Annotated in this window: 27 protein-coding genes and 1 pseudogene; 15 read left to right on the top strand and 13 right to left on the bottom strand. The window is 58.6% G+C overall.

Annotation, left to right across the window (positions count from 1 at the left end):
• Nucleotides 1–7: 7 nt before the first annotated feature.
• Both HU765_RS04030 and HU765_RS04025 read right to left on the bottom strand, forming a co-directional pair.
• Nucleotides 8–313 (bottom strand): metal-sensing transcriptional repressor, encoded by a 306-nt coding sequence (locus HU765_RS04030; RefSeq protein WP_186546469.1) that lies wholly within the window; start codon nucleotides 311–313, stop codon nucleotides 8–10.
• Nucleotides 314–507: 194 nt separating this feature from the next.
• Complete coding sequence (locus HU765_RS04025) at nucleotides 508–1,458, bottom strand: AraC family transcriptional regulator (protein WP_238344644.1); 951 nt, start codon at nucleotides 1,456–1,458, stop codon at nucleotides 508–510.
• 223 nt (nucleotides 1,459–1,681) lie between these two features.
• Here HU765_RS04025 and HU765_RS04020 point away from each other — a divergent pair, with 223 nt between their 5' ends.
• The gene (locus tag HU765_RS04020) at nucleotides 1,682–2,197 is read left to right on the top strand and encodes a nuclear transport factor 2 family protein (RefSeq protein ID WP_186546471.1); all 516 of its coding nucleotides are present in this window, start codon (nucleotides 1,682–1,684) and stop codon (nucleotides 2,195–2,197) included.
• Here HU765_RS04020 and HU765_RS04015 read toward each other — a convergent pair.
• The 7 genes and pseudogenes from HU765_RS04015 to HU765_RS03990 all read right to left on the bottom strand — a co-directional run bounded on the left by HU765_RS04015 (nucleotide 2,167) and on the right by HU765_RS03990 (nucleotide 7,350).
• A complete protein-coding gene (locus tag HU765_RS04015; protein ID WP_186619132.1) occupies nucleotides 2,167–2,925 on the bottom strand; it encodes an NAD(P)-dependent oxidoreductase in 759 nt (252 codons plus the stop codon). The genes HU765_RS04020 and HU765_RS04015 overlap by 31 nt on opposite strands.
• An 84-nt stretch (nucleotides 2,926–3,009) precedes the next feature.
• Nucleotides 3,010–3,243 (bottom strand): annotated as a pseudogene (locus HU765_RS26760) (LysR family transcriptional regulator); the annotation flags it as partial.
• A 215-nt stretch (nucleotides 3,244–3,458) separates the two neighbouring features.
• A complete protein-coding gene (locus tag HU765_RS04010; protein ID WP_186546473.1) occupies nucleotides 3,459–3,821 on the bottom strand; it encodes a metal-binding protein in 363 nt (120 codons plus the stop codon).
• Nucleotides 3,822–4,082: 261 nt separating this feature from the next.
• Entirely contained in the window at nucleotides 4,083–4,550 is a 468-nt protein-coding gene (locus HU765_RS04005) for a metallophosphoesterase family protein (RefSeq protein WP_186619131.1), read from the bottom strand.
• Between the two features lie 58 nt (nucleotides 4,551–4,608).
• Nucleotides 4,609–5,046 (bottom strand): hypothetical protein, encoded by a 438-nt coding sequence (locus HU765_RS04000; RefSeq protein ID WP_346727509.1) that lies wholly within the window; start codon nucleotides 5,044–5,046, stop codon nucleotides 4,609–4,611.
• A gap of 201 nt (nucleotides 5,047–5,247) precedes the next feature.
• Nucleotides 5,248–6,165 (bottom strand): DMT family transporter, encoded by a 918-nt coding sequence (locus HU765_RS03995; RefSeq protein ID WP_186619129.1) that lies wholly within the window; start codon nucleotides 6,163–6,165, stop codon nucleotides 5,248–5,250.
• 252 nt (nucleotides 6,166–6,417) lie between these two features.
• Nucleotides 6,418–7,350, bottom strand: coding sequence for a LysR family transcriptional regulator (locus HU765_RS03990; RefSeq protein ID WP_186619128.1), 933 nt, complete (start codon nucleotides 7,348–7,350; stop codon nucleotides 6,418–6,420).
• A 145-nt stretch (nucleotides 7,351–7,495) separates the two neighbouring features.
• On the opposite strand from HU765_RS03990, the gene HU765_RS03985 reads away from it, so the two are divergent.
• The 8 genes from HU765_RS03985 to HU765_RS03950 all read left to right on the top strand — a co-directional run bounded on the left by HU765_RS03985 (nucleotide 7,496) and on the right by HU765_RS03950 (nucleotide 16,013).
• A complete protein-coding gene (locus tag HU765_RS03985; RefSeq protein ID WP_186619127.1) occupies nucleotides 7,496–8,542 on the top strand; it encodes an oxidoreductase in 1,047 nt (348 codons plus the stop codon).
• Between the two features lie 58 nt (nucleotides 8,543–8,600).
• Nucleotides 8,601–9,944: an MFS transporter gene (locus HU765_RS03980; RefSeq protein WP_186619126.1), complete on the top strand. Its 1,344-nt coding sequence runs from the start codon at nucleotides 8,601–8,603 to the stop codon at nucleotides 9,942–9,944.
• A 109-nt stretch (nucleotides 9,945–10,053) separates the two neighbouring features.
• Nucleotides 10,054–10,956 carry a bestrophin family ion channel gene (locus HU765_RS03975; RefSeq protein WP_186619125.1) on the top strand — a complete coding sequence of 301 codons (903 nt, stop codon included), beginning with the start codon at nucleotides 10,054–10,056 and terminating at the stop codon, nucleotides 10,954–10,956.
• 32 nt (nucleotides 10,957–10,988) lie between these two features.
• A complete protein-coding gene (locus tag HU765_RS03970) occupies nucleotides 10,989–11,600 on the top strand; it encodes a transferase (RefSeq protein WP_186619124.1) in 612 nt (203 codons plus the stop codon).
• A gap of 205 nt (nucleotides 11,601–11,805) precedes the next feature.
• A complete protein-coding gene (locus HU765_RS03965; RefSeq protein ID WP_186619123.1) occupies nucleotides 11,806–12,933 on the top strand; it encodes a mechanosensitive ion channel family protein in 1,128 nt (375 codons plus the stop codon).
• Between the two features lie 96 nt (nucleotides 12,934–13,029).
• On the top strand, nucleotides 13,030–14,571 hold the full coding sequence (locus HU765_RS03960) for a class I SAM-dependent methyltransferase (RefSeq protein WP_186619122.1): 1,542 nt from the start codon (nucleotides 13,030–13,032) through the stop codon (nucleotides 14,569–14,571).
• A gap of 291 nt (nucleotides 14,572–14,862) precedes the next feature.
• The gene (locus HU765_RS03955; protein ID WP_186619121.1) at nucleotides 14,863–15,744 is read left to right on the top strand and encodes a manganese catalase family protein; all 882 of its coding nucleotides are present in this window, start codon (nucleotides 14,863–14,865) and stop codon (nucleotides 15,742–15,744) included.
• A 53-nt stretch (nucleotides 15,745–15,797) separates the two neighbouring features.
• Nucleotides 15,798–16,013: a hypothetical protein gene (locus HU765_RS03950; RefSeq protein WP_186619120.1), complete on the top strand. Its 216-nt coding sequence runs from the start codon at nucleotides 15,798–15,800 to the stop codon at nucleotides 16,011–16,013.
• Nucleotides 16,014–16,056: 43 nt separating this feature from the next.
• On the opposite strand, the gene HU765_RS03945 is transcribed toward HU765_RS03950, so the two are convergent.
• On the bottom strand, nucleotides 16,057–16,488 hold the full coding sequence (locus tag HU765_RS03945) for a DNA methylase (RefSeq protein WP_186619119.1): 432 nt from the start codon (nucleotides 16,486–16,488) through the stop codon (nucleotides 16,057–16,059).
• A 162-nt stretch (nucleotides 16,489–16,650) separates the two neighbouring features.
• On the opposite strand from HU765_RS03945, the gene HU765_RS03940 reads away from it, so the two are divergent.
• Nucleotides 16,651–18,246 (top strand): sensor domain-containing diguanylate cyclase, encoded by a 1,596-nt coding sequence (locus HU765_RS03940; protein WP_186619118.1) that lies wholly within the window; start codon nucleotides 16,651–16,653, stop codon nucleotides 18,244–18,246.
• Between the two features lie 9 nt (nucleotides 18,247–18,255).
• On the opposite strand, the gene HU765_RS03935 is transcribed toward HU765_RS03940, so the two are convergent.
• Nucleotides 18,256–18,492, bottom strand: a complete 237-nt coding sequence (locus HU765_RS03935; protein WP_186619117.1) for a hypothetical protein — start codon at nucleotides 18,490–18,492, stop codon at nucleotides 18,256–18,258.
• A 164-nt stretch (nucleotides 18,493–18,656) separates the two neighbouring features.
• On the opposite strand from HU765_RS03935, the gene HU765_RS03930 reads away from it, so the two are divergent.
• The 3 genes from HU765_RS03930 to HU765_RS03920 all read left to right on the top strand — a co-directional run bounded on the left by HU765_RS03930 (nucleotide 18,657) and on the right by HU765_RS03920 (nucleotide 21,614).
• Nucleotides 18,657–19,100 carry a TspO/MBR family protein gene (locus tag HU765_RS03930; RefSeq protein WP_186619116.1) on the top strand — a complete coding sequence of 148 codons (444 nt, stop codon included), beginning with the start codon at nucleotides 18,657–18,659 and terminating at the stop codon, nucleotides 19,098–19,100.
• Nucleotides 19,097–20,089 (top strand): alpha/beta hydrolase fold domain-containing protein, encoded by a 993-nt coding sequence (locus tag HU765_RS03925; protein WP_186619115.1) that lies wholly within the window; start codon nucleotides 19,097–19,099, stop codon nucleotides 20,087–20,089. The genes HU765_RS03930 and HU765_RS03925 overlap by 4 nt, the downstream gene beginning before the upstream one ends.
• A gap of 91 nt (nucleotides 20,090–20,180) precedes the next feature.
• Nucleotides 20,181–21,614 (top strand): catalase, encoded by a 1,434-nt coding sequence (locus HU765_RS03920; protein WP_186619114.1) that lies wholly within the window; start codon nucleotides 20,181–20,183, stop codon nucleotides 21,612–21,614.
• A gap of 102 nt (nucleotides 21,615–21,716) precedes the next feature.
• Here the strand turns inward: HU765_RS03920 and HU765_RS03915 are convergent, their stop codons facing one another.
• Complete coding sequence (locus HU765_RS03915) at nucleotides 21,717–22,292, bottom strand: TetR/AcrR family transcriptional regulator (protein ID WP_186619113.1); 576 nt, start codon at nucleotides 22,290–22,292, stop codon at nucleotides 21,717–21,719.
• A 140-nt stretch (nucleotides 22,293–22,432) separates the two neighbouring features.
• On the opposite strand from HU765_RS03915, the gene HU765_RS03910 reads away from it, so the two are divergent.
• Complete coding sequence (locus HU765_RS03910; RefSeq protein ID WP_186619112.1) at nucleotides 22,433–23,134, top strand: glutathione S-transferase; 702 nt, start codon at nucleotides 22,433–22,435, stop codon at nucleotides 23,132–23,134.
• Nucleotides 23,135–23,173: 39 nt separating this feature from the next.
• Here HU765_RS03910 and HU765_RS03905 read toward each other — a convergent pair whose 3' ends face one another.
• On the bottom strand, nucleotides 23,174–24,184 hold the full coding sequence (locus HU765_RS03905) for an NAD(P)-dependent alcohol dehydrogenase (RefSeq protein ID WP_186619111.1): 1,011 nt from the start codon (nucleotides 24,182–24,184) through the stop codon (nucleotides 23,174–23,176).
• A 150-nt stretch (nucleotides 24,185–24,334) separates the two neighbouring features.
• Between HU765_RS03905 and HU765_RS03900 the strand changes: the two genes are divergently transcribed.
• Nucleotides 24,335–25,249, top strand: coding sequence for a LysR family transcriptional regulator (locus tag HU765_RS03900; RefSeq protein ID WP_186619110.1), 915 nt, complete (start codon nucleotides 24,335–24,337; stop codon nucleotides 25,247–25,249).
• Nucleotides 25,250–25,257: the final 8 nt, after the last annotated feature.

The raw sequence follows: 25,257 nt of genomic DNA, 5'->3' as shown, positions 1-25,257 counted from the left end.
GTCGGACCTAGAGGTACTTGGTGATTTGTTTGAACGCTTCCAGCGGTGCGCGCTCGCCATTGCCTAGCGCCGAAACGGTGTCTTCGAGGCAGTGATCGATGTGGTCCTGGATAAGCGTGCGCTTGGCTTGGCAGATCGCCTTCTCAACGGCATGCAGCTGTTGCGCGATGTCCACGCACTCGCGACCCTCTTCGATCATGGTTATGATGCCGCGCAAATGCCCGTCCGCTCGTTTGAGGCGCTTGATGATCGCCTCGTGGCTTTGGTGGGTGTGGGGATGGGCGTGGCTGTGTTCGTGGTCGTGCTCACTCATGACTTGAGCCCCAGGCGTCAATGGATTACGCTGGCATCCTATCCCCCCAGGGGGGATCCGGTCAAATCACTTGAAGCCCTTTAAAAACGAGTTGAAACCCTAACGCCATGTTCAGCAAAACACTGACAACGACAGTGGTAATCGCGCTGGCACTCGCCCTGTTTGTGGCCTGGGCCGGGCATACCTATTCGTTGTCAGTGCCAAATCCCGCAAATGTCCGTGCGCAGCCGCCAGGCGTCCTTTGCCGGTGGCATTCCGAACAGGCCGGCGTAGTCTCGACTGAACTGCGAAGGACTTTCGTAACCGACCCGATAGCCAGCCTCTGCGGCATCGACCGCTTCGGTGACCATCAGCCGACGTGCTTCCTGAAGTCTCAACTGGTTACGAAACTTCAGCGGGCTCATCGAAGTGATCGCCTTGAAATGGGTGTGAAACGAGGAACGGCTCATCCCGGCGATATCGACGAGGTCCTCTATCCGGCACGCTTCGTTGTAATGGCTGCGTAGCCAGGCAATGGCCTTGGCGATCTGGTTCAAGCGGCTGTCTGTCTGCGCCAACTGCCTGATAATGCCGTTGCCGTTCTCGGTAAGAAGGCGATAAAGAATTTCGCGAATCACCAGCGGAGCGAGCGCTTCGATATCGCATGGCCTGTCGAGCAGACCGGCGAGGCGAACCGCTGCATCCAGCAGTTCTGGAGTCGTATCGTTGAGCACAATGCCTGCCGGCGGCGCACTGACGCTCTCTTCTCTTAGCGGATGACGCAGCGCAAGTTCACTCAACGAAGTCGTATCAAGATCGAGCGCCAGGCACAGATAAGGAGCGGTTTCACTCGCCTCGATGACCGAGCCCATCACCGGAAGGTCTACCGATGCAATCAGGTATTTGGCTGGATCGTAAACATAAGCGGTAGTACCCAGCATCGCCTGTTTTCGTCCCTGAGCGACCAGGCAGAGTGTTGGCTCGTACACCACCGGCATAGGCATCGTGGGCGTAGCCGAGCGAATCAGGCTGACACCCGCAATCGTGGTGCTGTGAATGCCGTCACTTTGGGCGTGACGTCCGATGATATCGACAAGTTCTACCAGTGAATTCAAGAACAACTCCAAATCGTTGAAATGAAGATATTGCCTCGGATAATCAAGCAAGAAATCAGGACGATCCTGTAACAGCCCTCCTCCGCTCACAGGTCACACTTCAGATGAAGTCGGCAGGTACTTGCCGGCCACTTCATGTCCCGGCAGACGTTTCTTCGCCAATGCCCCATATAGAACAACGGCGTGAGGGAACGCAACTACCGGCTCGTTCAGGTTAGCCACAACGGCCCATAAAAATGGGCCAGTTCTTCCGACAGATACAGGAGCATAGGAAATGACTTTTGTTCGACGCATCTTCACAGCGCTAACACTGGTACTCACGACATTAATTGGCGGACTGGCACCCGCCGTGGCCAGCGAACCGACTACGGAACGCAACCGCCAATTCATTGCGCAAGCGTTCAACCAGTGGGCTCAGGGCGGCCGGACGTTCTTCACAGATGTGCTGGCGCCCGAGGTGATCTGGACCATCAAGGGGACGAGTCCTTCGGCGGGTACATATCGGGGCCGAGACGACTTCCTGAAACGGGCAGTCCAGCCCTTCGCAAAACGTCTTGCTTCACCCGTGCGCCCGACGGTGGCGGATATCTGGGCTGAAGGCGATGACGTGGTTGTGCACTGGGACGGCATCGCCACCGCAGCCGATGGCGCGCCTTATCGCAACAGCTACGTATGGATTATGCGCATGCACAATTTGCGGGCAGTGGAGGTCATTGCTTTTCTTGACCTGGTGCCTTACGACGATGTTCTCAGGCGAATTCAGCTTGAAGCAGGCGATGGTGAAAATTGAGCGCCTCCTTCCAAAATCTCAAACCCGTCATCTATGGGAGCATACCCGACAACTTTTCTGCTCTGATCAATAGAGAGACGCTTATATCGATTATCCGAGACCCCATGGATAACGTGAAAACCCTTCAGCTCGGCGTCAACGCAATTATTGAGAAGTGCGACAACATCTCTAAAACTGATGAAGGCGGCGACGTCTCTGGGACTGTGGGTTTCCCCTTGTTGAAATTTGGCTACGTTGGCAATACGGACTGCGATGGTCGTCATCTGACCATCGTTTGCATACATCGAAGCCAAGGCTTCTCCAAACGCCTTGCTGACGCCGTAAAGATTGCCTGGTTTGGGTGCCATGCATTCCTGTATCTGAACATCCGCTGGATAGCCTTCGATCACTTGGGCGCTGCTCGCAAATATGAAGCGCTTGCAGCCTTGTGCCTTCGCGGCGAAAAGCATGTTGTAAGTGCCCACGATGTTCACTGGAAGCAGTGAGGACATGAAATCCGCGTCTGGGTCAGGGTCAGCAGCAAGATGGATGACGGTATGTATATCCTCGCAAGCTCGAAGGCAACTGGCTTGATCCCTGACGTCGAGAGCGAAATGCTGCGCGGAGTCCGGAAATTGTGTTACGTCTAAATCGGCTAAACGCAAATCGGATTTATCGTCGCGCGCTTCCCAAAAAGCCTTGCCGATCTTTCCTGCTGCGCCTGTGACGAGGATTTTTCCTGAGCCCATTTCAGCATTTCCTTATAGTAAGCGTCGCGCTAGCCTCCCAGCCTTGTAATTGGTTTACAACCTCCGATAAGAGTCATCGGGAATTCAGAGAGCGCTGCTGACGACGGCTGAGCTCTCTGCAACCTGCCCTTCGGCCCGCAAAAAATCCACAAACGCCCTGAGCGGCGAAGGCTGGTGACGGCGCCCGTGATAGTAAAGAAACGGACCGTCGAAGGCCTGCCACCAGTCCTCGAGAATCGGCACCAGTCGACCCTCGGACAGCGGCTCGCGCAGAAAATCCTCGAAGGTATAGACGATGCCCAGCCCGTTGATGGCCGCGGGATTTCAGGGACAGACCATATTTGTCGGTCTGGATGCAGTGCTTTTTAAATATGGTCTGTACCTGAAATCCCGCATACACACCACGACCAATTCGCTCGTTGGTTTCCTGGTCACAACTCCCTTGTTCCGATCAAGCATCATCTCAGAAACAGACCACATTCAGAAAGCGTGATCTGTTCTTTAACCCCGCTCTGCTGGCCAGTTTCAGCGGTTCAGGCTCTTGTTCCGGTTTCATAAAAATGGTCAACGCAATAGGCTCTTCCCTTGAGTACACGTTGCTTGCAGTCCTTCGCCAAACAAGCAGAAGTATCCAGGCCGCCATGATTCTCGACCATGCGCAGCTTTATCAAAGTTTCCATTTCGGCTGATTCCCAGCCCTCGGGCGAGTCCAGTTTGCGGGCGTACAGGGTTAGATATTTATCCCACTCATCCGTTCGCCAAAGCTGCCCACACCCGGCACATTGCAATAGTTTGACCCAGTCCGCCGTTGCAAGGCAGCGCATTCCTGCGACAAACGCCGTGTACCTCTGACCAATCTCTACCAGGTCGCCCTTAGCGTTGCAGGTACATTGCATTTTCCTACTCCGAATCTTCTTGCTTCTACTCGTTTCAAGGTGAGGGTCTGCTTCTGGCCGATAGCTGCCAGTCATCCAGCAGCTTCGGCCAACGCTCATTTCCTCTGTGAAATAAATGACTTCCCTTTTGTGCCCTGACCGCTTCGAAACCGGGTGGCGGCAGGTGGTTGAACACCGCCTCCTACAAAACGCTGCGGCAACTGTTGGCGCTGCAGATCATGGGTGGGTTCCCTGTTTTGGATCGCGGTAACCGTAGCGATTTCAGGCGGGGGGATCCAGCAGGGAAATCAGGCGCGGCTCGATGCTGTCGGGTTGTATCTCGAGAATTGCCAGCGTGACCGGCAATTTGAAACGCCGAGGGCCGGCGCTACCAGGGTTCACGTATAGACGATCGCCGCGCCATTCTATGCGCGGTTTGTGGGAATGGCCGGTGATGATGAGCTTTATGTCTGGATCTAGATCGGCGGGGACGTCGGCGATGTCGTGGATAAGGAGAGTGTGCCAGCCGTTGAGAGTGCAGGTCAGAAGGTCGGGGAGGTCTTTGGCCCATGGGCTGCTGAGATCATTGTTGCCGCGCACGGCGTGGACGGGAGCAATCTTGGACAATTGGGCGAGGATGTCCGGGTTGCCGATGTCGCCGGCGTGGATGATCAAGTCACAGCCTTGGAGCGCGCCGATGGCTTCGGAGCGGAGGAGATTGTGAGTGTCGGATATTACGGCGGTTTTCATGGGCCAATTCTCCGTGGACGTTTCGGGTAGGAGTGACTATTTCGACCCATAGCTTTCATTAAATTGAGGTAACGAAGCAGGTTTCGAGGCCTACACTTACTGGCGGTAGCGCATTAATCAATACGACGGCATCGTCACCCTGGTTAAGGTAGATCAATGAGTCACCGGTCTCGAACGTAACTCTGAATCCGGCCAGCCAAGGCTCTTGCCCGTTGAAAGAGTCAAGAATTCCCTCAACTGCGCAAATTTTTGTGTTCTCGAGGTGGATTGCTGATAGATCCGCAAGCAGGTTTTCCCTCTTCCAGGAGCAGGTCACGTTTGGCTCTATCTCGAAGGAAGCCGGCGTATCAGAAGGCAACAAGTCCGCACCTACTCTCTCGCCATCACTCAAGAGATACATGGATAGAACCTCTCCTTCGCCAAAACGCCACTCTAGACAACCTATGTCTCCCAGATCTTTCTCGTCGTTGAAATAGTACTGGTCGTGCAGCAACACGCTCAGCCGCTTTCCCAAGAGCGAACGTGCGCTTTGCAGGTCTAGGACAGCCCTTGTAGGGGATGGGGAGTGTCGGCTAGACATCGGCATCTCATACTGGTGGGAAGAGAGGCAGATACTACACAAACGCCATTACGTCCGCTTCTGGCCGACAGGTGCCGCTCACGAACGACGTCTCTGGGCCAGGAACCGCTTATTGATTCATTTTTGGGCACGCAGAATCAGGAAACCGGCAATGACAATCAAAAAAATTCCAGCCCATGTAAAGATGTCCGGCGTTTCCTGGAACAGTACATAACCCCAAAGGCAGGCGAAAACCAAGTAGGCATAATCGAAAGTCCCGATAAGTGCTGGAGGCGCAACTTGGTAGGCCTTGGCGGTAGCCGTATTTATGAAAATCAGGGCGCAGGCGTAACAGAAGATAAAAAGCATCTCCTGCCAACCAGGCGTCTGCCAAGGCGAGAGTAGAAATGCAGCACCAGCGACGGTGGACTCACTGACCATTAGCGATGCGATGCCTCCGATGACGGCGGCGAAAAGAAAAGCGATATTCAAGCCCAGAGCCAATACAAGTGGATGATCATTGCGACAATATCGGCGTGTCACAACCATCGCGATCGCATAGAAAACAGCCGCAATTACAGGTAGCAGGGTTGCAAGGACGAAAATGTCTGATCCCGGGCGTAACACCGTGGCGACACCCGTGAAGCCTATTCCTATCGCTACCCAACCCCGCAGTGATAACGGCTCACCTCCGTAAAAGGTGGAGAAAAGCGCTATGAAAAGGGGAGTTGTGTAGATCGCCACGGCAGCCACTGATAATGGGATCAACGGTAACGCTGAGTAGTACGTTACCCACATTAACAACAGCAGAATGCTCCTGATTGTCACCCAAAACATCGAGGCGGCTGAGTGTCGACCCGATCTGATGCCCCTGGCAAGCCAGACTCCAAGGGTGGGCACCGACAGGCAGGAGACGATGAGGAACAACTGCAAGAGTGGAAGTCTGGCGCTGAAATATTTGACCGCTGCATCGGCCAGAGAAAGGAGAAAGGCAGCAGCGCTTATTAGCCATATGCCCTTGGGAACGCTGTCGGCGCTTGCACTGTACTTGCTCACGAACCGCACTCCTGTTCCGTCAGTGAACTGAGATCCTAACAGACGGTGGCGCATTCCTAGGGCAAATAACCAACACGTCAGACGGCAATGTTCAGTGCTGGCCGTTGTGACTATCGTCCCCACAAGCTCTGGGCCTTAACGGCCAACTGCGAACGGCTGCTTCTGGCCGTAAGCAGCCGCTCAGGAACGTCCGCTACTGACCGATAGCTTCCCGTCGCCATGGGCGCCCTGCTGGCAGACCATGTATTGCCCTTACGAAACGGCGCCGAAGACACCTGAGCTCTCCGCAAGCCGCCGTTCGGCCCGAAGAAAATCGACAAACGCCCTGAGCGGCGAAGGCATGTGACGGCGCCCGTGATAGTAAAGAAACGGACCGTCGAAGGCCTGCCACCAGTCCTCGAGAATCGGCACCAGTCGGCCATCGGACAGCGGCTCGCGCAGAAAATCCTCGAAGGTATAGACGATGCCCAGCCCGTTGATGGCCGAGCGAATTTTCAAATCGTGCGACGATGTCAGCAGTTGCCCCTGAGGCGGGATACGCACAACGCGGCCGTCTCGATGGAACTCGAACACGCCCACTTTGCCACTCTCGAATCGATGGCCAAGCAGGTCATGGCCCAGCAGTTCTTCGGGCTGGGTGGGCGTACCGCGTTCAGCCAGATAGCGCGGGGCGGCCGCCGCAACGAAGCGCTGGCGACGCGGGCCGATGGGCACGGCGATCATGTCCTTGGCCAGGCTCTCTTCATAGCGCACGCCGGCGTCATACCCGCCAGCGTTGACGTCGACAAAGGTGTTATCCATGACGACTTCGACACTGATCCCTGGATAAAGGCGGAGAAAACGCGCCAGCAGGTCGGGCAACAGAAAACGTGCCACCGGCACTGGCACATTGAGCTTGAGCGTGCCGACCGGGCGCTGAGCGTCGTCGTCAAGATCGTTGAAAGCGGCGTCGATTTCTTGCAAGGCCGGGCGCAGGCGCTCGAGCAATCGCTCGCCGGCCGCCGTCGGCGTGACGCTGCGCGTGGTTCGATTGAGCAGGCGCACGCCCAGGTCGCTTTCCAGCCGACGCATGCAGTCGCTTAGCGACGAGGCGGACAAACCCCGCTTTTGCGCGGCCGCACGAAATCCCCCCGCCTCGACCACCGCAGCAAATATCGACACATCGGTAAGGTTTGGTTTACGCATGGATGCTTCCTCCGCAGGCGGCTGACTGTACGCCATAGCGTACGGGCCATCCACCAATGCCCGACTTATCCTCGCGCATCCGTACACCGATACTGCTCGCTCGCCCCGCCAACCGGGAACCTATAACGCGAATGAGAATTCCCCGATGAGCCATTCACCCGCTACGCCCGGCAATACCGCAACCCAACGTATCCTCAAGGCTGCCCGAACGCTGTTCGCCATTACCGCGATGGCCGGCACACTGGCTGCGGAGGCTACTACTCGAACGGAGCCGAAGCCGGACTGGTCAACCAACGATATGCCCAGCCAGAAAGGCCGCATCGTGCTGGTGACCGGGGGGACCAGCGGCATGGGCTATGAAGACGCGCTGGCGCTGACGCGAGCCGGTGCCGAGGTGATCATCGCCGCACGCAACGCCGAGCGCGGCCGCGAAGCGATCGCAAACATCAAGCAAGCCGTGCCCGAGGCGCGCGTGCAATTCGAAACGCTGGATCTTGCCAATCTGCAATCGGTGCGTGACCTCGCCAACCGTCTGCAAGGGCGCCTGCCGAGGCTCGACGTGCTGATCAACAACGCCGCGATCATGTCGCCGCCTATTCGAGGCGTTTCGGCCGACGGCTACGAGATGCAGCTGGCGACCAATTACCTGGGGCATTTCGCCTTGACCGGCCTGCTGATGCCGCTGCTACGCAAAAGCGATGATGGTCGGGTGGTCAGCCTGTCGAGCATCGCCGCAGGGCGCGCAGTGCTGAACTTCGATGACCTGCAGGCTGAGCGCAATTACGACCCTTTTGCCACCTACAGCCAATCGAAACTGGCGATACTCAAGTGGAGTATCGAGCTGCAGCAGCGCAGCGATGCCGCCGGTTGGGGGATACGCAGCATCGCCGCTCACCCCGGCGTTGCCGTGACCGAGCTGATCGCCCGTGGGCCTGGCCTGGACAGTAAATTCGGCAAACAATGGGCTGTAGAGCGGGACATATATCATTCCGCAGCGCAGGGCGCGCTGCCTACGCTGTATGCAGCGACGGCGCTGGAGGCTGTTGGCGGTGCCTACTATGGGCCCACCGGAGATGACGAGAAGCGCGGGCCGCTGGGCTTCGCCAAGATGCCTCCGGCCGCTGCCGATCGCTCGAACTCCGACGCGCTGTGGCAACTTTCCGAGCGACTGACCGGCGTCACCTACCGCTGACCCCGCTGGAACGGGCAGGCTCCGTTCCATTGCCTCGCCACTCCCACAGGAGCGCACCATGGATATTTCTCTTCTCGCCCACCGCACGAGCGCCATCATCAATGCCGAGGCTCACGAGCTGCGCCCCGCGCTCAATGGCTTTCTGCTGTTCGTTTGCCTGTTCGCCGGCTACTTCATGCTCCGTCCGATCCGCGAATCGATGGGCATCACTGCCGGCGTCGAGAACCTGCAGTGGCTGTTCACCGCGACCTTCTTCGTCATGCTGGCGGCCGTTCCGCTGTTCGCCTGGCTCAGCGCACGCGTGCCGCGCCTGCATTTCGTGGACTGGGTGTACGGATTTTTCTGCGCCAACCTGCTGTTGTTCGCCGCCTTGTTCCTGGGCGAGGAAAGCCCGTGGCTGGCGCGAGTGTTTTATGTGTGGATATCGGTCTACAACCTGTTTGTCGTATCGGTCGCCTGGAGCCTGATGGCCGATGTATTCGACAGTGCCCAGGCCAAACGCCTGTTCGCTTTCATCGCGGCGGGCGCCAGCGTCGGCGGCCTGAGTGGCCCTGCGCTGAGCGCCTTGCTGATCGGTCCGCTGGGCGAGTCCGGCCTGATGCTGCTGGCCGCTGTTCTGCTCGGCGCTGCGATGTTGTTCAAGCGCCAGTTGATGCACTGGCGTGAACGGGGTGGCGCAGGACGCCCCGATGCCGCGCCGAGCGAGAGCCCCCGCAGGCCATTGCCGGGCAATCCCTTCAGCGGTATGACGGCCGTTTTGAAATCACCCTATCTGCTCGGCATTTGCGGCTTTGTAGTGCTGTTAGCGACAGTCTCCACCTTCCTTTACTTCGAGCAGGCACGTGTCGTCGCCGAACACTTCCCGGACCGCGAGGCGCAGGTGCGTGTGTTCGGCATCATCGACTTTGTCGTCCAGGCGGGCGCCCTGCTCTGCCAGCTGTTGATCACTGGACGCGTCGCCCAAAAGCTCGGCGTCGGCGTGCTGTTGGCCATGGTGCCGCTGGTCATGTGCGCGGGGTTTATCGGGCTGATCTTCGCCCCCAGCTTTGGCCTTATCGCCGCGCTGATGATCGTGCGCCGCATCGGTGAGTACGCCTTCGTGCGCCCAGGCCGGGAGATGCTGTTCGCCCCGCTCGATGCCGAAAGCAAGTACAAGGCAAAGAACGTCATCGACACCGTGGTCTACCGCGCCGGCGACGCCATCAGCGCCTGGGCGAAAAGCGCGCTGGACGCCCTCGGCCAGGGTGCAGGCATGGCCGCATTGGTCGGCGCGTTGTGTGCACTGCTATGGGGTCTGCTGGGATGGCGGCTCGGCGAACGGGCGGACCGACGATCCAGTGTGTCGGCAGCGCGGCAAACCCCCGCCTGGCGCTCAAGGGGCATTGAGAGAGCGGACGAATAACTTTTGGCTCAGTCGTTCTGACGGTTGACTGCCTCACTACGGAACTGCCGGTCGCAAGCATCGTCCGAGCTTAAGCGTTTAAGCAAACTGCTCGCCACGAGGTTTCCGTTTGAAAGCTGCCATCGTCAAAAAATACCGTCTGATCATCAAAACCTTGGGCTATGTGGGCTGGGCCTTGTTCTGGCTGCTGCTCTGGGACATTGCCGTCACCGTGGACTTCATGCTGTTTCTCAACACCAAGCTGAACCTGCCGCTGATGCCGCTGACCTTGCTCGGCTCGGCGTTGATCGTGCTGATCAGCTTTCGCAACAGCAGCGCCTATAACCGCTGGTGGGAAGCGCGGACGCTGTGGGGGTCGATGATCAACAATTCGCGCAGCTTCGCCCGTCAAGTGCTGACGCTGCTGGACGATGCCGGTAGCGAGGTGAATCCGGTCAAGTCGACCCTGTTGCGCCGCCACGTCGCCTATGTGAATTGCCTTGCCGCGCATCTGCAAGGCCAGCCTTGTCCCGAAGAGGTGCGCGCGTTTATCCCCGCCGACGAGTTCGCCCGCAGTGGCACGACCAATAATTTTGCCAACGATATTCTCACCGGCTCGGCGACTTTGCTCGCTCGGGAATACAAGGCCGGACGCCTGGACAGTATTCGCCTGGCGCGGCTTGAGTCGACGCTGGTGGATCTGTCCAACAGTCAGGGCGGCATGGAGCGGATCGCGAACACGCCGCTGCCCTACCCTTACGTGTATTTTCCACGGCTGTTCATTTCGCTGTTCTGCCTGATTGTGCCGGTGGGGCTGGTGGAATCCCTGGGCTGGTTCACGCCGCTGGCTTCGACCGTGGTGGGGTTTATGCTGCTGGCCATCGAGCGCATCGGCACCGATCTGCAGAGCCCGTTTCGCCACAGCGAACACCAGATTCAGATGGAAGCGCTGTGCGAAACCATCGAGAAGAACCTGCAGTCGATGCAGCGTGATTCCATGGGCGATGTGCGCAGGCTCGAAGAGCACGCTTGAGGCACCCACTCTACTCATTCGGACGGCTTTTTATGACATTACCCAAAATCGATGACTACATCGCTGGATGGCCACTACTGGGCCTGGATTCGACTGCCCCTTGGGCGGTGGTCCAGGATTGCGAGAGCCGGGTCCTGGCATTGCTTGAAACGCTCGGCGCCGGATACCGGCGTCAAGGCAATTGTGCGGTTCACGAAACCGCCATCATCGAGCAAGGCGCTGTGCTCAAGGGCGCGATGATCATCGGCGCGGGCTGTTTCGTCGCGGCGGGCGCTTACCTTCGTGGCGGTGTGTATCTTGGGAAAAACTGCATTGTCGGCCCCAGCTGTGAACTGAAAAGTACCTTCATGCTGGATGGCAGCAAGCTGGCTCACTTCAATTTCGTCGGCGACTCATTGATTGGCGAAGCGGTCAATATTGAAGCCGGCGCGATCATCGCGAACTATCGTAACGAACTGGACGGGGCTGATATAAAAATCCGCCACGAAGGCCATGTGATAGAAACAGGCGTTAATAAATTCGGCGCGCTGGTGGGTGACGGCTGCAAGATCGGCGCTAACGCAGTGATCGCTCCGGGCGCTTTATTGCAGCGAAACACGCGTGTTCCTCGTCTCGGACTGATCGACCAGTTCGCCTACGATTAAGCGTCGGCATCTTCTGTCATTCGTTGTGCCAGGCGTGACCATTCGATCCGGCGAATCTGCATTTGATTGAACAGCCCGAATCTCAGGGTAACTAACCCCAGACAGGCCACTTGGCGGCACCGCCCGCGCAAGCGGCGCTTACCTGGCTGCTGCCGGCGGTGCGCTTCGGCGCTGGCGTCGTCGCAGGCTTCGCAAGGGGGTTTCAATGACTGAGGATTTCATAGGCTTTTTCACGGCACACATGATTTTAGGGATCTCGTTGGCTAACTGGCTTGTGGCGTTTTTCGCCGCGACGATCAGTTACCTGCTGACCACGACGGCCATTCGTTTCGCTTTTCGCAAGGTCCAGGCCCGGGCCAGCGCCGGCAACGGTCATCTGACGTACATGGCCAGCGAAGTGTTGTCGGCGACCAGTACCACGTTGCTGTTGTTGGCGTCGATTCTGGTCGGGATCAGTTTGCTGGATTTGCCGGAGCGCTGGCTCGGGCGCGTTAGCAGTCTGTGGTTCGTGGTCGCGGCGTTGCAGGTCGGCCTTTGGACCAACCGCGCGCTGGCGCTCGGGCTGCATCGTTATTTCTCGCGACATAGCGCGACCGGCACGTTTCAGGCGAGCGCCCTGGCGACCTTGAGCCTGTGGGGTGTCAGGGTGCTGTTGTGGGCGGTGGTGCTGCTGGCGATGCTGTCGAACCTGGGCGTCAATATCACCGCGTTTGTCGCCAGCCTCGGTGTCGGCGGTATCGCGGTAGCGCTGGCGGTGCAGAATATTTTGGGCGATGTGTTTGCCTCGCTGTCGATTGCCGTCGACAAGCCGTTTGAGGTGGGCGATTTCATCGTGGTCGGCACGCTGGCCGGTACGGTCGAGCACGTTGGCCTGAAGACCACGCGCATCCGCAGTCTGGGCGGCGAGCAGATCGTCATGGCCAACGCCGACATGATCGGCAGCACCATCCAGAACTACAAGCGCTTGCAGGAGCGCCGGATTGTGTTCGAATTTCGTCTGACGTACGAATGCACCAGCGAACAGATTCGGCAGCTCACGCAGCGGGTTGAAGCGATCATCAAGCAGGAAAAACAGGCTCGATTCGACCGCTGCCATTTCCGCAGTTTTGGTGAAAGCGCGCTGGAATTCGAAACCGTCTATATCGTTCTGGACGCCAGCTACAACGTTTACATGGACGTACAGCAACGAATCAATCTGGCAATCATGGAAGCGGTGGCCGAGCTCGATGCGGCATTTGCCTTCCCGGCGCGCACGGTGCATGTCGCCTCGTTGCCCGAGTCCGCCGAGCTGCCGGCACGAACACAGCAATCTTCGCGTGCGCAACATGCTTGAGCTGAAGAGTCCGCGAAACCGGTTTTTCTACTTGTCGCGCACAATCACAACCCCTTATAAGACTGCCATTACTTCCGATAACAAGAGGCTGTACCCATGAGCAACGCCTGGAACGAAGGTTATTTCACCGACGAAGGCTACACCTACAGCTATAGCCGGGAGATCAATCCGGTGTTCCTGCGTTACTGCCTGTTGTTGCGCGGTTTTGCCACGTTGGAAAACACCGATGGCGTTCACTGCGAGCTGGGCTTTGGTCAGGGCGTGTCGATCAATATCCACGCCACGGCCAATCCGGGTGGGTTTGTCGGCACGGATTTCCACCCGGGCATGGCCGCCCATGCCATCGACCTCGCGGCCGCTGCGAATAATGGCGCCCGTCTCTATGACGACAGCTTCGAGCAGCTATTGGCGCGTACCGATTTGCCACAGTTCGACAGCATCAGCCTGCACGGCATCTGGACCTGGGTCAGCCGCGACAACCAGAAACTGATTGTCGAATTCGCCCGCCGCCACCTCAAGCCGGGCGGCATGCTCTACGTCAGCTATAACTGTTTCCCGGGCTGGTCGCCCTCGGCGCCGCTGCGCAATCTGTTCAGCCTGCACGACCGGTTCGCCAACGCCTCGTCGCGCTCCGATCAGCGCATCGACGCCGCGCTGCAATTTTCCGAAGCGCTGCTCGCGGCCAATCCCAAATACGCCGCCGCGGCGCCGAGTCTCGGCGCGCGCTTGCAGAGCATCAAAGGCCAGGACCGTCACTACGTCGCCCACGAATATTTCAATCGCGACTGGAACTGCATGTATTTCGCCGACATGGTCGACGCGCTGGCTCCGGCCAAGCTCGATTACGCCACCACGGCCGTGCCGCTGGACTCAGTCGACCCGCTGAACCTGAGCGCCGAAGGCATGGATTTCCTGGAAACCATTGAACACCCGATCATGCGCGAACAGGCGCGTGACTATTTCGTCAATCAGCACTTCCGCCGCGATCTGTACGTGCGTGGCGCGACCCGGCTGTCCGCTGCCGAACGCCGCGCGAAGATGCTCCACACGCGTTTCGTGCTGCTGCAACCCTGGGAGACCGTAGCGGGCTCGGTCACCGGCCCTGCCGGCGAAGCGACGCTGCAACCAGAGATCTACGGCCCGGTACTCGATGCTCTGGCGGCACAGGCTTATGCCGCCAAATCGATGCGCCAATTGCTGACCGAAGCGGCTCCGCTGACTTACGACGACCTCGAACAAGCACTCGCCGTACTGATCGGCATGGGTGCTGTGGCGCCGTGTCAGAGCGAGGCCGCCGAGTCGCAGGTCAGCGGACGCTGCGCCGCGCTCAATCTGCAACTGTGCAAACGCTCACTCTACGCCGCCAACATCCAGACGCTGGCCAGCCCGGTCACGGGCGGCGGCGTGACCGTGAGCCGCTTCCAGCAACTGTTTCTGATCTCGATCAAGCAAGGCAAACAGCAGCCGGCCGATTGGGCACAACTGGCGTGGAGTGTGATCAGCGAACAGGGTGAAGTACTCGTCAGCAACGGCCAGCCGTTACTCACTGCGCAAGAAAATATCGCCGAACTGACCGCACAGGCGCAGGCGTTTGCCGATCAATCGCTGGTGGTGCTCAAGGCGTTGAAAATCGCGTGATCGCCAAGTAGCCGGCAACTTGATGTGGGAGCGAGCCTGCTCGCGAAAGCGCTGGATCAGCTGCTGAATCCGCTGACTGACGAAGTGCATTCGCGAGCAAGCTCGCTCCCACAGCGGCTCTTGATCAGAGCTGCGCCAATAGTCTTTTTTCTTGAACTTACAGCCCTCTGCCGTCCGTCCAGACCCACCCGCAATAAAGGAAATTTCTGCTTCGCCCGCACCTCACAAACTATGCATGCGTTGACACCCGCAAGGGTCAATGCGCGATAGCCTGGTCTGAGGAAAATCTGCATGTTCATACATAACAAGCGACTTCAGTACACCGTACGCGTGGCCGAGCCCAATCCGGGCCTGGCGAACTTGCTGCTTGAACAATTCGGCGGTGCCAATGGCGAATTGGCGGCGGCGGCCCGTTACTTCACACAAGCCTTGGCTGAGGAAGACCCGGGACGAAAAGATCTTCTGCTGGACATAGCCACCGAGGAGTTGAGTCACCTGGAAGTGGTCGGCTCAATCATCGTGATGCTCAACAAGGGTGCCAAAGGTCAGATCGCCGAGGGCGTTCAGGAAGAAGGCGAGCTCTATCGTGCACTCAACGGAGCCGGTAACGACTCGCACATCACCAGTCTGCTTTACGGTGCCGGCGCACCGCTGGTCAATTCTGCAGGCGTGCCGTGGACAGCGGCGTACGTTGATTCAATCACTGAACCTACCGCCGACTTCCGTTCAAACATCGCAGCGGAAGCACGGGCAAAAATTCTCTATGAGCGTTTGATCAACATCACCGATGACCCGGGCGTGAAAGAGGCGCTGGGCTTTTTGATGACGCGCGAAATTGCGCATCAACAGTCGTTCGAGAAAGCGCTGCATGCGATCCAGCCCAACTTCCCGCAGGGCAAACTCGCCGGGATGCCTGAGTTCACTCACAAGTATTTCAACATGTCGGGCGAGCCAAACGTACGCGGGCCATGGAACGAGGGTGGCGCTTGGGAGTATGTGGAAAGTCCGGAGCCAGCGGTCGATGGCGGCGATGGGCTGGCGACTGTCAGCCTTCCTGCTCCGGACATAGAAGTCCTGGAAGCCATGAAGCTTCGCACCGCCTCTGATCCGCTCAGCGAACCCGTAACCGGCGCTGACCTTGGGTCAGGTTATGTGCAAGGCAAAGATGTCTGAATCCCGTAAGGCGGCCCCGCTTTCGGGGTCGCCACCTGCTCGAGGTGATCAATATGAAAAACAGCAAAGTCTCGGCGCTGACTTCAGATTATTTTCAACACCTGATGGAGCAAGCGTCCGCCGGTTTTGAGCTTGACTGCAAACAGGCCTGTCGCGGACTACGGGTCAGCATGGCGGTAAACGTGTTCGGAATGGGCACCCTGCTGCCGAATAATTTTGCCGATGAGGACACCGCCAGCGAACCAACGGGAAGATTTGCTTTGATGTGAGGCTTGCGTCTGCGCCTGAAAGAGATGAACCCTCACCGGACATTCAGAACAGCACGGAGGCTGCTTCTCTCATGAATATTTCAATGGTCTTGGGCCCTACCCCCTCAAACTCGGCCAGACGTTTTTCCAGCGTCCGACGGTCAGCGCTCGCTGCCACGATGTTGCTCACTTTGCCGGCATACTCGGTGTTGAGCTTGTTTGCCAACGCGAGCAATCGCGACGCCGTGCTCTCGTCGTAACGCACGTAATGCGCCTGACCCAGCATCGAGACCAAATGACGGTGCGTACAGTGCGCAAGCTTTTGCGGCGTATCTTTCTGATGCTGCTCTACTATGACCTGATACGCCCTGGCAGCAATCGCGCCCTGAATTCTTTTACCCATCAGAAAACTGGCGAGCAGCCATTTGAAGAGGCCGGTTTCGCTGGCCTCCAGAAGGTCAATGTTCAAGTCACGTGCAGTGATGATTTCGCTCACAAGGTTCCCTCCAAGCAGACCCGATTACCCATGTTGACACGGCAAGGCTACGAACGATCCGACGGCGGATCCCGCGCATGCCTCGAGCGATAAATTGAATCCCCAGTGGAAAACCGCGGTCATCATCTCAGGATGAAAGCGGACACGCATAAGGACCCTCATATGCTCGGTCGCACATCGCCCGAAAATAAGGGGCATGACGCCGCAGAAACGGCCCCGATCAAAGCGGCAAGCGATATAGCCGCCTTTCGCCTCACGGTCATCTTCATGCTGACGGTCATTTTGGCCTTTCTGGGTGTGGAGGGATGGCGGACGTGGCGTGACTATCATGCGGCCTTCTCGTCGGCGCGCGATTCGGTCACGAACCTCGCGCGGGCCACAGCGCAGCATGCCGAGGACGCCATTCGCCAGGTGGACGTATTGACCGCCGCTTTAGGCGAGCGCGTAGAAGGCGATGGATTGCAAAACATCAATGCGCCCCGCATCCACAAGCTGCTGGTCCAGCAGGCCAAATTGATGCCGCAGTTGCATGGACTGTTTATTTACGGCCCGGACGGGCAATGGATAGTCACCGACAAGGAAATCATCCCGGATCCGGCAAACAACGCCGACCGCGATTACTTCCAGTATCACCGTACCCACACCGACCGAAATGTGCGTATTGGCGAGGTCGTCAAAAGCAAGTCCACCGACGACCTGATCATCCCGATCTCGCGCCGCTTGAATAACCCGGATGGCTCCTTTGCCGGCGTGTTGCTGGGGACCATCAAAGTCAGTTATTTCGTCGACTACTACGGCGATTTCAAGATCGACGACAAGGGCGCACTGGTCCTGGCGCTGCGCAGTGGAACAATCCTGGTACGCCGTCCCTTTATCGCCTCGGTCATCGGCCAGAGCCTCGCCGACAGTGAAGTTTTCAAGAATTACCTGCCCGTTGCCAATGAAGGCATCGCCGAGGTCAGGGCCATCGTCGACGGCACGGAGCGTTTGTATGGTTACAGAGCATTGACCACATACCCGTTGGTGGTTGAAACAGGGCTGTCGCGCGAATCCATCATCGCGCCCTGGCGCTGGGATCTGATCAAAACCGGGTTTGTGTTGTTGTCGGTGATTGCTGCGTTCAGCGTATTCGGACTGATCGTCCTGCGGCAGTTGCGCCAAAGAATGGTGATGGAAAAGGATTTGCGTCGTGCACACCAGGCCATGAAAGACATGGCATTGACCGACAGCCTCACTGGGCTGGCCAACCGGCGGCGTCTGGACACTGCTCTGGTTGATGAGATTCGTTTGGCCAGACGGCAAGGTTCGTCCATTTCGCTGATCATGATCGACGTTGATCACTTCAAGCTTTACAACGATACCTATGGGCATGCGGCGGGTGACGACTGTCTGAGCGCTGTGGGGATGGCGATTTCACAAGCGTTAAAGCGGCCGGGTGATCTGGCGGTCAGGTATGGCGGGGAGGAGTTTTCCGTGTTGCTGCCCAATACCGATATCCGAGGCGCGGCGCTCGTTGCTCAGGAAATACTGGAGGCCATTCGCTCATTGCGAATCGAACACACTGCCCATCCGCAAGGTCACGTCACGGCCAGCGCAGGTATCGCTGTTGGCAGGCCTGCCGAACATGACGTCACCCCCGCCAGCCTGATCGATTCCGCTGACAAGATGCTCTATGCCGCGAAGCAGAAAGGCAGGGATCGCTATTGCAGTGGCGGGGAGCGCAGCGGCCAATCCGTGACTGGCCAGCAATGCGATTGACAGTGAGAGTCAGTCCGTCCGAACAGCCACCTTAATATCCGTCAAACCGACCCGCTGAGCCTGCTCAAGAACCTGCTCCGGCGTCGAATCCGCCGTGGGCATGACCAGGCTGTTTTCCGCATCGCCCAGATGCAGTTCCAGCAGATGCATCGCTGCAGCGTGCGCGGGCAGTTGCGCATCGTTGAGTTCGAGCAGATAAGTACGGGGTTCGCCGTTGAATCGGTATTCGATGTGGTAGGTGTGCATGCTGGTATCCGCGTCAGTGAAAGTGGGCAGCTGATTATCCTGATGAGCCGGTCAGGTTTTAGTTCAAACAAACGGCGATTTTGCTTTTCCAGGCAAACTTTTTGCGCAGCGGGGCGTCCTCTTCTTAACTCTCCATAACAGCTGATCACAGCTAAGGACTGGCAATGACGTTTTTCATATTTCTTCTGGCCTGCGCAGCAGCAGCGGCCACCGGTGTGATGTTCAAACCCGGCGCGTGGTACGAATCGCTGAACAAACCCTCCTTCACCCCACCCAACTGGGCATTTCCCGTGGCCTGGACGATCATCTACCTGTTGCTGGCCTGGGCCGGTTATCGCTTGAGCTTGATCCCCGGCAGTCAAACCGTGCTGGCCTTGTGGGCAGCGCAGATTGCGCTGAACACGTTGTGGACGCCGGTGTTTTTCGGCGCGCATCAAGTGCTGGCGGCGTTGGTGATTCTGCTGGTGCTGTGGCTGGTAGTCGCGGCGATGGTGGTGTTGGCGCTGCAACTGGACGTGGTCACCGGGCTGATTTTGTTCCCGTACCTGGCGTGGCTGTGCGTCGCTGCGGCGCTGAACTTCTCGATCCTGATGAAGAATCGCACATGAGCGATTTCCCCTGGCCACACGGCGAGCGCGAATTGGCGCAGGTGCGCGCCTTCAATAAAAAACTCGCCTGGCTGCCGCGCTTCAAGATCCGCAATCGCCTCACGCCACGGTTGATTCAGGCGTTGCTGCGGGTGAGTCAGGTCGGCCGCGCAGGCCAGTTGCGTCAGCATGGACTGACGGCTGAACGCAGGACGTTTGATTCAGTGCCCGTGCGGATTATTCGCCCCAAGGGCCAGGCCAAAGGCGTGGTCGTGGATTTTCATGGCGGCGGCTGGGTGATCGGCAATGCGCAGATGAATGACAACTTCAACATCGCCATCGTCAATGCCTGTGACGTCGTGGTGGTGTCAGTAGACTATCGGCTGGCCGTGTCGACGCCGATCGAAAGATTGCTGGAAGACTGTCTGCGCGCCACTCGCGGGATTTTGAGCGACGACGAATTGAGCGGATTGCCCGTCGTTGTCGTCGGCGAATCGGCGGGCGCACACCTGGCCGCAGCCACCCTGCTCGCCCTGAAAGCATCGCCGCCGCTGCTGCGACGAATCAGCGGCGCGCTGTTGTATTACGGCGTCTACGACCTGACCGGAACGCCCAGCGTGCGCACGGCGTCAGCGGACACGCTGGTGCTCGACGGCCCCGGGATGGTCGCGGCGTTGCGCCTGCTCACCCCGGACATGACGGACGAGCAGCGACGCCAGCCACCATTATCGCCGCTGTATGGCGACTTCAGCGGTTTGCCGCCAGCGCTGCTGTTTGCCGGCGAACTCGATCCGCTGCGCGATGACACCGTGCTGATTGCCGAGCGCTGGCGTCAGTCGGCGCCGGTCGAATTGCAGATGCTGCCGGAGTGTCCGCACGGGTTTATCCATTTCCCGACCGCCACTGCACAGCACGTGCTGGCTTATAGCCGGGAGTGGATTTCGGCTCGCCTCACGACTGCCTCACAGCCTGCCTATACCTTCGCATTGCCCAGTGACACCATCGTGTAATAGCTCGCCGGCGTGGCATTTGCTCTGATTGCGCGTCCTTCTCAGACACAGACGCATCAGTCATAACACCGAAAAATGCCGGGAGTCGCCCATGAACAAGTTAACGACCGCCGCTGGCGCGCCAGTGGTCGACAACAACAATACGCAAACTGCCGGCCCAGGCGGCCCGGCACTGCTGCAAGATGTCTGGCTGCTGGAAAAGCTTGCGCATTTCGATCGGGAGGTTATTCCAGAGCGGCGCATGCATGCCAAGGGCTCAGGCGCTTTTGGCACGTTTACCGTCACCCACGATATCAGCCGTTACACCAAGGCCAAGGTGTTTTCCGGCGTGGGTAAACGCACCGACATTTTTGTACGCTTCTCGACCGTCGCCGGCGAGCGTGGCGCCGCTGATGCCGAGCGCGACATTCGCGGCTTTGCCATCAAGTTCTATACCGAGCAAGGCAATTGGGATCTGGTGGGCAACAACACTCCGGTATTCTTCTTGCGCGACCCGTTGAAGTTTCCTGACCTCAATCACGCTGTCAAACGCGACCCTCGCACCAACCTGCGCAGCGCCAGGAACAACTGGGATTTCTGGACGCTACTGCCCGAGGCGCTGCATCAAGTCACGATCGTCATGAGTGATCGTGGCCTGCCGCAGTCCTACCGCCACATGCACGGGTTCGGCAGCCACACCTACAGCTTCATTTCCCCGGTCAACGAACGCTTCTGGGTCAAGTTCACCTGGAAGACTCAGCAGGGAATCGCGAACCTGACCGATCAACAAGCCGCGACCCTCGTGGGCACTGATCGCGAAAGCGCCCAGCGGGACTTGTACACCAGCATCGAGCAAGGCCAGTTTCCACAATGGAAGCTATTTATACAGGTCATGCCGGAGGCCGATGCTGCCACCTATCCAATCAATCCATTCGATTTGACCAAAGTCTGGCCGCACCAGGATTACCCGTTGCTCGAAGTCGGCCTGCTTGAACTCAACCGCAACCCGGACAATTACTTTGCCGATGTTGAACAGGCGGCGTTCAACCCGGCCAACGTCGTGCCCGGCATCAGTTTTTCGCCGGATAAAATGCTCCAGGCGCGTTTGTTTTCCTACGGTGATGCACAGCGCTATCGCGTCGGCGTCAATCACCACCAGATTGCGGTGAATGCGCCCCGCTGCCCGGTCAACAGTTTTCACCGCGACGGCCAGATGCGCACCGACGCCAACGCTGCCAGTACCCTCGGCTATGAGCCCAACAGCTATGGCGAATGGGTCGAGCAACCTGACTTTCGCGAGCCACCGCTGGCCCTGCACGGCAGCGCCGGGCATTGGAACCATCGCGAAGACACCGACTACTTTTCGCAACCGGGGGCACTGTTCCGCCTGATGAGTTCCGAGCAGCAAAACGCGCTATTCGACAACACCGCACGTGCGATCAAGGGCGCGTCGGCGCAGTCGATACAGCGCCATATCGAACACTGTACGCAGGCCGATCCGGCGTATGGCGCCGGTGTTGCCCTGGCAATTGAACGCTTGAGTTGAGCCCCCGCATTAAGCGCAAGCAAAGCGAGAGGCGCGGCGCGGGGCCAGATTCCGAGGCCGCGGCTTTGATGGCTGACAGCGCTGATCAGGCTTGCGGGTCTGTCATGCAGACAGGTCCATTGAAATCAGCCCCGCCGCCGCATAGCTGCCGATCAATTCATCGAACAGCGCAATATCGCCTCGGCTCCGGGCGACCAACTGCGCGCCGGCCACCGCGGCGTAAATCGCCCGGGCGCGCGCCTTGCAGCGTTCTTCACTGGCCGACCCGGCCGCGGCCAGCACCTGCGTCAGCCATTCGATGTTGATTTCTGCGAACTTTTTCACCTGGTCTTTGACAGGCTCCGGCAGATCTTCGTACTCGGCGGCCATGAAGCTGACGAGGCACAGCCGATTACCGTTCTCCAGCGAGGTGCGAAAGATTGACGGGTACATCGCCAGGCAGCGTTGCGGCTCGGGATTGGCCTCTCGAATGTCGTGCAAAACCTTGGCCGCGTCCTGCCAGTAACGTTCGGCAACCGCCGCGCCGAGGTCGGCTTTGCTGCGAAAATGGTAGTAGATGCTGGCGTTCTTGATACCGACCACTGCGCCGATACTGCGAAAGTTGATGCCGTTGTAACCGTGAGTCTGCGCCGCTGTTTTCGCGGCATCGAGAATCGCTTCCCGAGCGTTCTGGCTCATGTCTATGTCCTTGGTGATCCTCAATCAATGGGCGAAGTGTACCTTGCAAACGCAAACCTGCCAATTGACAGGCAGGGGCTTGACACGATGCGAATCCGGCCGCAATATTCGCCTACCAAATGACAGGCAGGTGAACCGAAATGACCGCTACTGCTTCGCAAAACAGTGTTCAATCCACTTCGATGTTGAAAATCTACGATTGGTACAACGGCCCCTACCCGGCCCGCGTGCGGATCGCTCTGGCAGAAAAATCGCTGTTGCCGCGCACCGAATTCGTTTCGGTGAATCTGTGGCGGGGTGAGCACAAAAAGCCGGAATTCTTGCGCTTGAATTACTCCGGTACGCTGCCAGTGCTGGAGCTGCAGGACGGCACGCTGATTGCCGAATGCACCGCCATCACCCAATACCTGGACGCACTCGATGGCAGCCCGACCCTCACTGGCCGCACGCCCGTGGAGAAGGGTCTGATCCAGATGATGACCAAGCGTGCGGAAATCGAGTTTCTTGATGCAGTGAGTGTGTACTTCCATCACGCAACGCCAGGGCTCGGCCCAGAGGTCGAGCTGTACCAGAACGCCGAATGGGGCAATCGCATGCGCGACAAGGCTGTGCGGGGCATGCGTTATTTCGACGAGGTGTTGCGACGCCAGCCCTTCGTGGCCGGCGACAGCTTCTCGATGGCGGACATTGCCGCGTTGGGCGGGATGATTTTTTCGGCGTTGGTGGAATTACCCGTGCCTGAAGAATGCTCGGCCCTGCGCGAGTGGCATGCGCGCATGCAAGAGCGGCCGAGTGTGCAGCAATGGCGGGCGATGGTAGAGCGCGGCGAGCCGCAAAACTGAGAAACAAGAAAGGCGCCTTCATCGGCGCCTTTTTCGTGGTTAGCCCACCTTGATCACAATCTTGCCAAATGCGCCTTTGGCCAGATGCTCATAAGCTTGCCGAGCCTGCTCGAACGGATAGACCCGATCAATAACAGGACTGATGTTGTGTTCGGCAAGGAAGCGGTTCATCCGGTCGAACGAGGAGCGCGGCGCGACGGCGATGCCGCGTATCGTGGTCTGACGGAAGATCAGCGGCATCAGGTTCAGCTCAACCGTCTGCCCGGTCAGAAAACCGATCTGCGCGATGCGTCCGGACGCTTTGGTCGCCGCCACCGACTGATTGATGCCGTTGCCCCCGGCCACATCGAGCAGCAGATCCACCCCTTTGCCCTCAGTGAGTTTCAGCACCTCGTCCGCCCAGTTTGGCGTGGTTCTGTAATTGATTCCGGCGACCGCCCCCAGCTGTTTTACGGCGCGCAGATTGTCATCGCTGCTCGACGTTGCGATGACTTTTGCACCCAGCGCGGTAGCGATCTGCACGGCAAAAATCGATACGCCGCCGGTGCCCTGAACCAGCACGGTCTGGCCCGGTTGCACCGCGCCGAAATCGACCAGCGAGTACCACGCGGTGAGCGCGGCGATCGGCAGCGTGGCCGCCTCTTCATCGCTCATGTTGGCCGGCGCGCCGACGGCGCTGTCCTCATGAATGATCATGTACTCGGCCAGGCCGCCGGGCAGTGGCGAGCCGAAGCAGTAATCCGGCTCGTTCGGCCCCGGCTCGCCATCCAGCCAGCGCGAGTACAGATGCGAATTGACGCGATCGCCGATCTTGAAACGGCTGACGCCCTCGCCGATCGCCACCACCGTGCCGGCAGCATCGCTCACCGGAATCAGCGGTTTGGGAACCATGTGCGGTTCATAAATGCCGTCGACGATCGCCTTGTCGCGAAAATTCAGCGAGACAGCGCCCACCTTCACCAGCAACTCGCCAGCCTTGGGCTGCGGGGTCGCTGCTTCTCCCAGTTGCAGATTGTCGAGTCCGAAATCTTTCAGTAACCACGCTTTCATGGCGAATCTCCAAATGCACGTCAATGGCCGCAAACCACAGCGGGTTTGCCTTGAGGCACATGGTTCGCTTTTGCAGACTGGCAATAAATGCCGAGAAAAAGACAGGATTGTTCTATCCTGAGGCAACAAACCTGCACACCGGATTACCTCATGGAATTACTCCAGTCAATGCGCCTGTTCGCCAGGCTGGCTGAGCTGGGCAGCTTTACCAAAGCCGCCGAGTCGCTGGACATCGGCCGCCCGCAAGTCACCCGCTACATCAAGGAGCTGGAAACGTCCCTGGGCGTGCGGCTGTTTCAGCGCACCACGAGAAAAGTCGCCCTCACCGCTGAAGGCGAACAGTTCTACCAACGGGTACAAGAGATTCTCGCGGACATCACGGCGGCGACGTCCATGTTCGATCGCACCGGGGCAACGCTGACGGGGCGTCTTCGCATCGATATCCCCACGGCGTTCGCCCAGATGGATTTCATCAGCAGCCTGCGAACATTTACCGACACTTACCCGGGCGTCAGCCTGGTGTTGGGCGTGACAGACCGGACGGTTGATCTGGTCGGCGAAGGCGTCGACTGTGCGCTGCGCATCGGTGAGCTGCCGGACTCGACCCTGATCGCCCGCCCGATCGCCATGGCCACCATGGTGACCTGCGCAGCGCCCGAATATCTGCGCGAGCACGGCACGCCAGAGACCCTCGATGATCTCGCCAGCCATCGCGGTGTTAACTTTCTGTCTGGCCAAAGCAACCGCACATTGCCCTGGCAGTTCTCGGTTGAGGGCCAGCAACGAACATTCGTCAGTCACACTGCAATCACTGTCACCGAGTCGAACGCCTACGTTCAGTGCGGCGTGTCGGGCTTTGGCATTATCCAGGCTCCGGGTATCGCAGTTGCCGAGCATCTGGCCAGCGGCGCCCTTGTGGAAATTCTCCAGGCCTTGCGACCGGCACCGCGCCCGGTATCGCTGCTGTACCCCAGCCGCGCTCACTTGCCTGCGCAGGTGCAAGTGTTTATCGAATGGCTGCAGGTGCGATTTGCGCAGTTATACGCCGCGTGGGTGGTGGTTTAGATCAGGCT

The organism is Pseudomonas sp. SWRI81, assembly GCF_014268545.1.
Taxonomy (GTDB): domain Bacteria; phylum Pseudomonadota; class Gammaproteobacteria; order Pseudomonadales; family Pseudomonadaceae; genus Aquipseudomonas; species Aquipseudomonas hamedanensis.
This window is presented reverse-complemented; position numbering and strand designations above follow the sequence as displayed.